General features: G+C 35.2%; 10 protein-coding genes. 1 reads left to right on the forward strand and 9 read right to left on the reverse strand.

The features are described from left to right. Window positions 1-33: 33 nt before the first annotated feature. From AB1280_RS14715 to treR, 7 genes are all read right to left on the reverse strand, one after another. Entirely contained in the window at window positions 34-858 is an 825-nt protein-coding gene (locus AB1280_RS14715) for a glutamate ABC transporter substrate-binding protein (protein ID WP_429756269.1), read from the reverse strand. Between the two features lie 12 nt (window positions 859-870). Then, window positions 871-1,599: an amino acid ABC transporter ATP-binding protein gene (locus AB1280_RS14720; protein WP_272190658.1), complete on the reverse strand. Its 729-nt coding sequence runs from the start codon at window positions 1,597-1,599 to the stop codon at window positions 871-873. Window positions 1,600-2,099: 500 nt separating this feature from the next. Next, window positions 2,100-3,074 carry a phosphotransferase enzyme family protein gene (locus AB1280_RS14725; RefSeq protein WP_429756270.1) on the reverse strand — a complete coding sequence of 325 codons (975 nt, stop codon included), beginning with the start codon at window positions 3,072-3,074 and terminating at the stop codon, window positions 2,100-2,102. 269 nt (window positions 3,075-3,343) lie between these two features. Beyond that, window positions 3,344-3,547, reverse strand: coding sequence for a hypothetical protein (locus tag AB1280_RS14730; protein ID WP_272190660.1), 204 nt, complete (start codon window positions 3,545-3,547; stop codon window positions 3,344-3,346). Between the two features lie 186 nt (window positions 3,548-3,733). Next, window positions 3,734-5,398, reverse strand: a complete 1,665-nt coding sequence (gene treC / locus AB1280_RS14735; protein WP_429756271.1) for an alpha,alpha-phosphotrehalase — start codon at window positions 5,396-5,398, stop codon at window positions 3,734-3,736. A 15-nt stretch (window positions 5,399-5,413) separates the two neighbouring features. Next, window positions 5,414-6,841 carry a PTS system trehalose-specific EIIBC component gene (gene treP, locus AB1280_RS14740; protein WP_429756272.1) on the reverse strand — a complete coding sequence of 476 codons (1,428 nt, stop codon included), beginning with the start codon at window positions 6,839-6,841 and terminating at the stop codon, window positions 5,414-5,416. Window positions 6,842-6,976: 135 nt separating this feature from the next. Beyond that, window positions 6,977-7,687, reverse strand: coding sequence for a trehalose operon repressor (gene treR, locus AB1280_RS14745; protein WP_429756273.1), 711 nt, complete (start codon window positions 7,685-7,687; stop codon window positions 6,977-6,979). 454 nt (window positions 7,688-8,141) lie between these two features. On the opposite strand from treR, the gene AB1280_RS14750 reads away from it, so the two are divergent. Beyond that, on the forward strand, window positions 8,142-9,566 hold the full coding sequence (locus AB1280_RS14750) for an amino acid permease (protein WP_429756274.1): 1,425 nt from the start codon (window positions 8,142-8,144) through the stop codon (window positions 9,564-9,566). A gap of 70 nt (window positions 9,567-9,636) precedes the next feature. On the opposite strand, the gene AB1280_RS14755 is transcribed toward AB1280_RS14750, so the two are convergent. Next, the gene (locus tag AB1280_RS14755) at window positions 9,637-10,359 is read right to left on the reverse strand and encodes a Firmicu-CTERM sorting domain-containing protein (protein ID WP_429756275.1); all 723 of its coding nucleotides are present in this window, start codon (window positions 10,357-10,359) and stop codon (window positions 9,637-9,639) included. Between the two features lie 19 nt (window positions 10,360-10,378). Further along, window positions 10,379-11,728, reverse strand: coding sequence for a TIGR03111 family XrtG-associated glycosyltransferase (locus AB1280_RS14760; RefSeq protein WP_429757349.1), 1,350 nt, complete (start codon window positions 11,726-11,728; stop codon window positions 10,379-10,381). Window position 11,729 lies beyond the last annotated feature (1 nt).

Genomic DNA, 11,729 nt, shown 5'->3' on the forward strand with positions numbered 1-11,729 from the left:
GAGGATGAGAATTTCTCATCCTCTCCTATATTTTTACTCAGGCTTTTTCCCAATCCACTTTTCATATAATTTATTGTATTCCCCGTTTGCTTGCATCTCTTTTAATAACTCATTAATTACTTTTGTAAGCTCCGTTTCTCCCTTTCTCACCGCAATGCCATACGGTTCGTCAGTGAATTTCTTCCCAACTACTTCATAGTTTGCGTCTTGCTTTTCCATACCGTATAAAATAGCATTATCTGTTGTTAAAACATCGCCTTGTCCTGCCTTCAATGCTGTAAATGCTTCGCTATAATTTTCAAATTCAAGTACAGTCGCTTCCGGTGCTTTGGCACGAATATTGTTCGTAGAAGTAGAACCTTTTACAGCTAACACTTTTACTCCTTTTTTCACGTCAGCTATATCTTTAATGCCACTTCCTTTTTTCACAAGTAAAGATTGCCCAGCTTTAAAATACACATCTGAGAAATCAACTTCTTTTTTGCGTTCCTCAGTAATTGTCATTGTCGCAATAATTGCGTCAATATCACCGTTTTTCAGCATTGGGATGCGTGTTTTAGAAGTAACTTCTTTTAATTCTAATTTATTCTCATCGCCTAAAATTTTTTTCGCGAGTACTTTCGCAACATCAATGTCAAATCCTTCTACCTTTCCTGTTGCCGGATTCTTTAATCCAAATAGATTCGTATCATACTTCACACCGACAACTAATTTCCCGCGCTTCTTAATTTGATCAATAACAGTTTCTTTTTCATTTTTTACAGCTTCTTTTTCTTTCTTATTACCACAACCAGCTACAATCAGTACAAACAAACATGCAAAAACGATAAGTGTAAACCACTTTTTCATTTTAATCATCAAATTCCTCCTTTAACGATTCAGCACACGACTTAAAAATAATTGGGCTCGTTCTTGCTTTGGATTGACAAAGAAATCAGCAGGCGAAGCCTCTTCCACAATTTCACCCTTGTCCATAAATAAAATGCGATCCGCTACCTCGCGGGCAAATCCCATCTCATGTGTAACAACAACCATTGTCATGCCTTCTTTTGCTAAAGTTTTCATCACATCAAGTACTTCACCAATCATTTCAGGGTCAAGCGCTGAAGTTGGTTCATCAAACAGCATAATCTCCGGTTTCATCGCTAGTCCCCGTGCAATAGCAACGCGCTGTTGTTGTCCGCCTGATAGTTGGTGCGGATAAGCATTTGCTTTATCCGTAATCCCTACTTTTTCTAAATAAAACATCGCAGTTTTTTCTGCTTCTTCTTTTGGCTTTTTTAGTACTTTTATCGGGGCAAATGTAATATTTTGAAGCACTGTTTTATGAGGATATAAATAAAAATGTTGAAATACCATGCCGATGCTTCGTCTTAATTGATTTATATCTTTCTTTCCCTCATGTATGTTGACACCATTTACAACCAATTCACCATTCGTGATCGTCTCTAGTTGATTCATGCAGCGCAGCAACGTACTTTTTCCTGATCCCGATGGCCCAACGACCACGACAACTTCTCCTTTTTCAATTTGTAAATTAATATTTTTCAAAACTTGAAAGTCGCCGTAATACTTGTTAACATCGCGAAAAACAATCAATCTATTCCCCCTCCTTTACCTACCAAAAGGCTTGTATAGTTTTTTATATTCAAAAACGTCTAAAAAAATAACTAGTAATCTTTTAGGCACAAAAAAAGAAGCAAAGAAATCGCTTCCTTTGCTTCTTTCACTTCGTTTACGAAACCTCTTCTTGTTTATCTTTTTATATTCATGCTTCAAAGAATATAAACCTACTCCTAAATATACACCTTATGAAATACAATATTATTTTGAGAAAATAAGCATATTTTTGTATAAAAACACAAAAATATTTGAGTGAAAAAAGAGAACAATTAGCTAATACAGTCCTATGTCTTCAAATTCATTTTTATTTTTATTTTTCAACATAATAAGTCACGGCTTTGTAGAATAACGCATGACCGCTTCTATGCATGGTCAGATGCTCTCGTTCCTATCTAAAAAGAGGTTTTTATATTGTCATAAAAAGAAAGGCTGCCCTAAAACACTGTCATAGCGTTCTAAGGTAGCTCTCATTTTCCTTACCATTCCACAATTGCTTTTCTTGCAACTATTCTCTTATAAATTGCATTTACTAATGTTTGAAAATACTCCGGCATTTCTTTACCATTAAACTTTTTCATAATCGTTCCATATAAAGCAACATCTCGAAGGCGCATAAAAAGTGGTATCGTATCATATATGGAATCATCAAGAATATGTTCTGTCTCATATCCTTCCCTCAATACTTGCAAGTGGTGACGTACAACAATTGCCTTTTCTTCTTCTGAACACTCTTTTCGTAAGACAGAATAATATAAAACCATTGCAAGGTCATGTGCAAAATAATTGTACGTGGCATCATCAAAATCAAAAATGGTTAACTCCCCATTCTCATAGTGAAAATTCCCATGATGAATATCTCCGTGAATCAACCCAAATGTACGATTTGTCACAGGTAATTTTTTAATTTCTGCTACAACTTCATACGCAATTGCCTGTAGTTCCTTATCTTCCTGTAACATATCAATAACAGTAATTTCATCGTCCAGCCACGTAACGCGATTCTCCGTCTTTGGATAATCTATCGTAAGTCGATGTAACTGACCGATTGCTTTTCCCCATGCATAAAAAAGCGTATCATTCCAAACAGCAGAATCTTCTTCTTTCACTCTTTCTCCGTTTGCATAATCAAAAAGTGAAACGTAAAAAGATGTTCCATCAGTTGCTTGTAGACTTTCGACAAATAAAGCATTTTTTGATCGATGTGGCGCGGCTACCTTTGCACCATTTTTACCTAGGTATGCTAGAAAATCTAATTCGGCCTCAATTTGTTTATATGTACGATGAGATGAATGTGTCAAACGCAAAACATATGGTGTACAATCTTCTCCCTCGGCACGAAAAATATAATTTTCAAAGTCTCCTAATGGCTCTTCCATAACCGTTACACTGAAACGTTTTGCCGCTTCTTGTAACATTTCTTTTGTAAACACTTTTTCAACTGCTAATTCCATATGAACACCCCTCTCTTCTCTACATAATTCGCCATAAATCTTAAAATTACTGCTAAAAATTGAAAACAGGAGTAGAACACCCTACTCCTTTTCCATTCCAATAATAAGGAATTTATCCCGCTATTTGCGGGCAGTAATACTCCCACCTCAAAATTCGGCGAAAGCATTGTCCAGTTTCAGTGGCTAGAATGTTCGGTGGGAGATAAACTGCTGGCATGCGCCTGATTGGTGAGGGCTTATTAAAGTTTTACTTTATATCGATAACACCATTACCAATTCCCTTCCAATATAAGCGTATAAATCCCCATGCTCATAACAAACAGCGCAACCCCTAACGTAATAATCCATAACGGAATTTTCAGTTTTTTCACTTTAAAATAAGCTCCGTACCCTTTATATTTAACAGAGCGATATACACTAATTCCCCCTACGCAAATCATGAAAATACTTAAAATATGTACGACATACGGCAAGCTCCCACTCCTTTTAACAAACCATCACTCTAAGATTACCATATCTATCCTTTTTACCGCATCTTTTTTACAAAAATTCCAAAAATTATTTATCAAAAAATAATGCAACACTCCTATAAACGGAGAGCTTACTGTTCATCCATGCATAATAAAAGGTTGTACGCTCCGCATACAACCTTTTATTTATCATGCTTTTGTAAAATGATACACAACTGATTCATATGGACGCAACACTAATTGTCTTCCATCACTTCGAGAATCCTCATAATTTGATATCAATATTTCTTGTTTCATTCCATCCGTATTTATCTCTTCTGGTAAGATAAATGTTGTTGCCTCCCCATAAAAGTTATTTATAACGAGTAATATTTCATTATCTAATGTACGTGTATATGCCCATATGTTAGGATGTTTTTTCTCAACAATGTCATATCTCCCATTCGTAACGATATCGTATGTTTTTCTTAACTCAATGAGTTTTTTATAGTGATAGAATATAGAATGTTTATCTTTCAATGCTCGTTCTGCATTAATCGTCTTATAATTGTCTGCAACAGAAATCCAAGGAGTTGCTTTTGTAAAGCCTGCATTCTCTTCCTCATTCCACTGTATTGGAGTGCGAGAATTATCGCGTGATTTCTGTTTTAAAATATCTAGAATTTCTTGCTCAGACAGCCCTTCTCTTCTCTTTATTTCATACATGTTTAATGATTCAACATCACGATAATCAGTAATTGAAGTAAAGTTTGGATTTGTCATACCAAATTCTTCACCTTGATAAATATAAGGTGTTCCTTGTAGCATATGAAGTGCCGTTGCAAGCATTTTCGCAGACTCATTTCGATATTGTTTGTCATCTCCAAATCGCGAAACGATACGAGGTTGGTCATGGTTACACCAAAACAGTGCATTCCATCCACCGCCGCGTTGCATCTCTATTTGCCAATTTGACATAATATCCTTTAATTGCTGAAAATCAAATGCTGCTTTCGTCCATTTTTCTCCATTTGGATAATCCACTTTTAAGTGATGGAAACTAAATGTCATGCTCAGTTCGTTATGATTGGGATTGGAGTATTGAATGCAATTATCAATTGTTGTTGATGACATTTCTCCAACTGTAATTACATCTTTTCCAGCAAATACTTTTCGATTCATCTCTTGTAAATATTCATGAATACGCGGACCATCTGTATAATATTTACGGCCATCATTCATTACCGCTTCTCCATCATCATCTAAGAAATGTTGATCCTTTGAAATTAAATTAATAACATCTAGGCGAAAACCTGTCACGCCTTTATCTAACCAAAAACACATCATTTTATAAACTTCATCCCGAAGTACTTCATTTTCCCAGTTTAAATCCGCTTGCGTTTTATCAAATAAGTGCAAATAATATTGTCCAGTCTTCTCATCATATTCCCATGCAGATCCGCCAAATTTTGATTGCCAATTATTTTTCTCATTACGCCAAATGTAAAAATCACGATACGGACTATTTTTATCTTGTTTGGCTTGCTGAAACCATTCATGATCTGTTGAACTATGATTGACAACAATATCAAGCATAATGCCAATACCACGTTTTTTCGCTTCTACAAGAAGCTCATCAAACTCTTTCATTGTTCCATAAGAAGGATCAATACTATAATAATCGCTCACATCATAGCCATTATCATTTTGCGGGGAACGATAAATTGGTGTTAACCAAATATAGTCGACTCCAAGATTTTTCAAATAATCAAGCTTTTGTGTAACACCTTTTATATCCCCAGTTTCTGTATTGTAATAGCTATTAAAGCTTTTCGGATAAATTTGATAAACAACGCTTTTGCGCCAATCTTTCATACTGAGATGCCTCCTTTATTTCTTTTGCAATCGCTTCGCAAACAACAATGTTAAAATAACTGGAACAACAATTGCGATTACCATACCAACAACAAATACTGGAATCGATTTCGGAATTATTGAAATAAACGCTGGTAATCCTCCAATTCCGATTGCTGGCGCTAATACACCGTTTAGTGTAATGAAAATTGCAGCAAGTGCCGATCCAGTAATGGCTGCATAAAATGGAAACTTATGACGTAAGTTCACACCAAACATAGCCGGCTCTGTAATACCAAAATACGCTGAGATTGCTGATGTTGATGCCATGCTCTTATCATTTTGATTTTTTGCAACCCAACACATCGCAAGTGCTGCACTGCCTTGTGCAATATTAGAAAGTGCAATCATCGGCCAAATGAATGTACCGCCATTTTGTGAAATTAACTGTAAGTCGATTGCAATAAACATATGATGCATACCTGTGATAACTAACGGTGCATACAACGCTCCAAATAATGCTGCCCCAAGAACAGGTGCAGTCTCATAAATACCAACTAATCCACTTGTTAACAAATTACCGATATGTCTTGTAACAGGACCAATAATCCCTAAAGCTAATATCCCTGTGATAGAAATAGTCGTAATAGGAACAATTAATAACTGAATTGCATTTGGAACACGTTTTTTTAAGAAAATCTCAACTTTACTTAATACAAATGCCGCTGCTAGAATTGGCAAAATTTGTCCTTGATAACCAACTTTTTCAATTCGAAAGATTCCTAGAATATCAAAATACTTAATATTTTGTCCATCCAGACCTGCCGCTGCTTTTCCATAATTCCATGCATTTAATAAGTCAGGATGAACTAACATTAATCCCATAACAATTCCTAGCACCGGACTACCGCCAAAACGTTTTGTTGCTGACCATCCCACAAGTGCAGGTAAAAATACAAATGATGTATTCGCCATCATATTGATTAAATCCCATAAACCACCTAAATTAGGGTATACTTCTAATAAATTTTTACCTTCAAAAAATAAGTCCTTTGCCCCTAATAAATTATTAATCCCCATGAGTAAACCAGCTGTAATAATGGCTGGTAAAATTGGCATAAATACATCAGAAAACACTTTTACAAATTTTTGTAGTGGATTTAATTTGTTTGTACCGGAATCTTTTACATCCGCTACCGTTGCTTCTTGCATACCTGCAAGCGCTATCAATTCTGCATATACACGATCTACATCTCCTGGACCAATGACAATTTGAAATACCCCTGCGTTATGAAACGCTCCTTTCACTAAAGAAATTGCTTGCAAATTTTCGTTATCTATTTTCTTTTCATCTTTTAAAGAAATTCGAAGCCTCGTTACACAATGAGCTGCTTGCTGAATGTTTTCTTTACCACCAATGTATTGGAGCACTTCTTCTGCCGTTTTACGATAATCTTTTGCCATTTCTCTTCCCTCGTTTCTCTTTTGATAACGTTTACAGTTACATATTAACTCGTATATATAAGTTAGTCAACACTCGTATATACGAGTTTGAAATTTTTTATAAAAAAAGTATGAAACACGAATCGTTTCATACTTTTAATTTCTACGCGCCACATCAGAAAAATGAAAAATATCCAGACGATGACGTGACTCTGTATATTCAAATTGGGTACCATCATATAAGTGCGTAAAATTTTTCACAACGACAACATAATCTGTTCCATTTAAATCTAAATATTTGCGATCATCTTCCGTACAAGGTTGTACCTCTATAACACGCTGTGCGTAACTAATCTGTAAACACAATTCTTTTTCGATATAATAATAAATAGATTTCTCAGCAATCTCCTTTGTGAGTTCAGGAATCGTATCTGATATGAAATGGTTAATATCTAAAATTACATTTTCTCCATCTATATTACGTATCCGTTTAATGCGGTCTATCTTCGTTTTAGCCTTTGTATTCAAGAGTTTTGCCACTTCCTTTGATGCTTGCAACTGTTCCATTTCAACAACAGTTGTAATACAAAATCGTCCAAGTCGTTCATTCTCCTCTTGAAAGCTAATGATACCTCCGAAGCTAAATTCAATATTTTTTCGTTTTAGTACAAAAACACCTTTTCCATGTATTTTCTGGACATAACCTCGTTCTTGCAATAAATCAACTGCTTTTCTCACTGTTCCTCGGCTTGCCTCATACTCTTTCATTAATTCTGTCTCGGAAGGAATTTTATCCCCTTCTTTTAACTTACGATTATCAATTAATTTACTTATATCTGTATAGATTTGTTCATACTTGCTCATCATTTTAAATAGCCCCTTATCACCTTCATTTTCTCTTTGTATTATAGCACGCTAGAAATTAATTCCTAAAATCCGTTTATTTTCCGCTAAAAGGAAAATAAATATCAATATTTAATCACCAAAATGAATTTTTATAAAAAATATCTTTTTTCTCTTCCCTTTCTAAAAGACATATAGTATACTTACTTCAAAATCAGAGGAGAAAGGGAGCAAAGAACTATGCTTACAAATACAACTGTAGTTACATTTGCACAAAAACATCATCATCATACGTAAACCCTTGAAACCTAGCGGAAAAATTCACGCGTAGGTACAAGGGTTATTCCCGTTGTACCTACGTTAGGCAAAGAGCCATGTAGGTATTTTTTATCTACATGGCTCTTTTTTATTTCCAAAAAACACTAGGTACAATAAATCATAAAACAAAAAAACTATCATCAAAAGGAGTTAATCAATCATGGACACAAAAAAATGGGGTTTATGGATTTTAACAGCATTCGTTGTTGGAAATATGGTTGGTGGCGGCGTGTTTATGCTTCCAGCAAATTTAGCACAAGTATCAGGGCCAATGGGATCCACTCTTGCATGGACAATTACCGGACTTGGTGTATTTATGATTGCACTTGTGTTTGGAAACTTAGCAATGCGAAAACCAAATTTAAAAGCAGGTCCACAAAGCTATGCCGAGGCAATGTTCACTTCACCAAAAGCTGGTAAAGTTGCTGGTTATAGCATGGCGTGGGGATATTGGGCGGCAAACTGGGCGGCAACAGCTTCTGTTATTATTTCATTTGCAGGATATTTATCTACGTTTTTCCCAGTTATGCAAAGTAAACAAATTTTGTTCACGACAAATGGTTTCTCGTTAGAACTAGGAAAAGCCTTAACATTTGCTGTATGTAGTATTATGCTGTGGGGCATTCAATATATTCTTTCTCAAAATATTGATCGTGCTGGTAATATGAACTTACTTGCAACTGTTGCAAAAATTATTGGCTTTACGATGTTTATTATCATTACATTATTCATCTTTAATGCAGCGAATTTCGGCGATGGACAAACATTTATGAATGAGGCTGGAAAATCTATTCCATTAGGTGGGCAAATCAACGCTGCTGCTATCTCAACACTTTGGGCGTTCATTGGTATTGAATCAGCTGTTATGCTTTCAAACCGTGCAAAGTCACAGCGCGATGTAAAGAAAGCAACGATTTTCGGATTAGTCATTGCACTTCTTATTTATGTATCAATTACATTGTTAACGATGGGTGCTCTTCCGCAAGATGCGCTAAAAGGATCACAAAAACCATTGGTTGATGCATTAAGCATGGCGATCGGTAATAAAGGTGCATACATTATGGCATTTCTAGCACTTGTTTCTCTATTTGGTTCTACAGTAGGGTGGATTGTTGTAAGTGCAGAAGTTCCATATCAAGCAGCGAAAAGCGGACTATTCCCTGCTTTCTTTGGAAAAACAAATAAAAAAGGCAGTCCAACAAATTCATTGTTATTAACAAATATCATGACACAAATTTTCTTATTCTCTACTATTTCTGGTTCAGTATCAGAAGCATATAACTTTGCAATTGTTGTCGCTACACTTGCGTATTTAATTCCATATCTTGTTTCAACATTGTATCAATTAAAACTTATTATTACTGGTGAAACATATAATAACATGCAAGGCTCTCGCAAATTGGATGGAGTCGTCACAGTACTTGCTCTGATCTATTCCATTTGGGTTATCAAAACAGGAACTGCCGATATGAAAACTTTCTTCCTAGGAATCGGATTATTTGTATCTGGACTCATTCTTTATCCATTCATTATGAAAAATACGATTGAAAATAAACCAGATACACTTGATACAAAAGTCAGTTAAATTCAAAAACACTAGCTCGTTAATGAGCTAGTGTTTTTGATTAAAGTAATGTTACTTAGCCAACATACAACTAGTTTTTCCCTTTTAAAATACGATATGCTGCAAATCCAACGATTCCAAATCCAGCGATTGCAGAGAATTGCCATACTGTTGGTCCATTATCAATATAAATCCAGCCATCTCTGTCTGGAACCCAATCGATTGTATTTTTCGCTGGACAAACTTGTCCACTTACATTTGATTTTAATCCAAAACGAATTTCCCTTTGCTTATCTAATCCAAATTCTTTTAAGGGGACTCGGAATTCTACTTGCTTCTTGTTACTACTCACTGAAAAGGTTTGTTCTTGGTAGCTTCCTGCCGTCACTTTTACAGCATATTGATTTCCTTTCCCAACTTCTCCTACCCAGACAATTGGATAGCGATACTGCATCATTTGGCATTTCCCATCAATGTCTACATATTCCCACTTCTCTTGCCCACCTTGTTTCGCATATGGAAATACAACATGAAATGTCCAACTATTTTTATGATGTCCCGCTGATTGCCTCTCTACATATAAATATAAATATTCACCGTCTGAATAATACTTAACACCTGTAATATCTTCATGATTCATTCCACTTGGCGCATCACCTTTTGGGTCAGAAACATACGGCATATTGTTCCAATCAGAAAAATCTCCGTCAATTGTAATAGGCGGTTTCTTAGCGGCTGCGAATACTTGTAGTTGTGGGATAATTAATACACATGCACTTACTAAAAAGGCCACAAGTAGTTTTCCATCTCTCATAGTAGCTCTCCTCCATATATCATTTATTACCGCCGCCATTCATCCATTTTTTCAATTTAAAATAGAAGGAAAACTGTTTCTTTATTTTCTCACTAATTATCCGTATTTCTTCACTTAATGTGCGCGTATTCCAGTTTGCTCTCTCTTCCTTTGCGTTAATCGTTCCAGCAATACGGCAAAAGAAGACGAACATACGATAAAATGGAAGTAAAAATACCGTATATAGATGTTTACGCATATATTTCTTTATCTTTGGCTGTGATTTCAAATACAATTTTGAAACAACATAAAACAACAACGAATTTGCTACATAGGCAAAGTAAAGAATCATATTTGCTGTTACAATTAAATACAATGGATAATCCAAAAACATTAAATATACGAGCGCAAAAATCCAAATCATTCTTGAAAAAATTAATGTATGATCTTTAATCATTGTATAGCGAATGACATCTAAACTACCTCGCATTTTTTTCTTTAAAAATTTATTAAATAAAGCGGTAACTTCTATTCCCCCGCGTTGCCAGCGTTGCCTTTGCATGTATAAACGGTCTACTGATTCAATTGGATCTACATAGAAAAAAGCGTCCTCGCATAATGCTACTTTTCCATTGTACATAAGACGAATTTGTGTTGTCATATGCGTGTCTTCTCCAAGTGTTTCAATATTATACATTTGTGTTTTTGTTAATACCTCTTTTCGGAATGCTGAAAACGCTCCTGCTAATGTGAAAATAGAATTGCGATTTGATTGGTAACCTCTACCTACTAAAAATGCTTCTACATACTCAAACAACTCACAGCGCTGTAATAATTGTAATAATGGTTTACTATTTTCTTGAATCAATTTTGGATTGATCATGACAACGCCAGTCATGGCCGCAATCTCTATATCTTGCTCAAATTTTCTTACTGTATGATAAACAGCTCTTGCATCAAGCATACCGTCTGAATCAATATTTAAAATGTACCTTCCACGTGAAAGGTATATTCCTTGATTCAAAGCTTGTGCTTTTCCCTGCGTTGATTTTATATATCTAATATTTAAAAACGGCTGCTCCATTTGAAATTGCTGAAACACTTCAAAAGATTCATCTTCTGATCCATTATCAATCAAAATAACCTGTATATTTTGCAATGGATATTGTTGATCTGCAATTGACTGCAAACAATCCCTCAATGTTTTCTTAGAGTTATAAACAGGAATCAGAATCGTTACATATGGGAAAAAAGTCAATTCTGTCTCTTTCTTTCTGAAATAAGCACGCCAAACAACAATAGCACTTCCAAAGCCAGTGAATAAATCAACAAGTAACGGAATAATGAGCCATACGGTCCAAAAAAAGAATTCACGCAATAAAACATCCATC

Source organism: Bacillus sp. S10(2024), from assembly GCF_050473865.1.
GTDB lineage: Bacteria > Bacillota > Bacilli > Bacillales > Bacillaceae_G > Bacillus_A.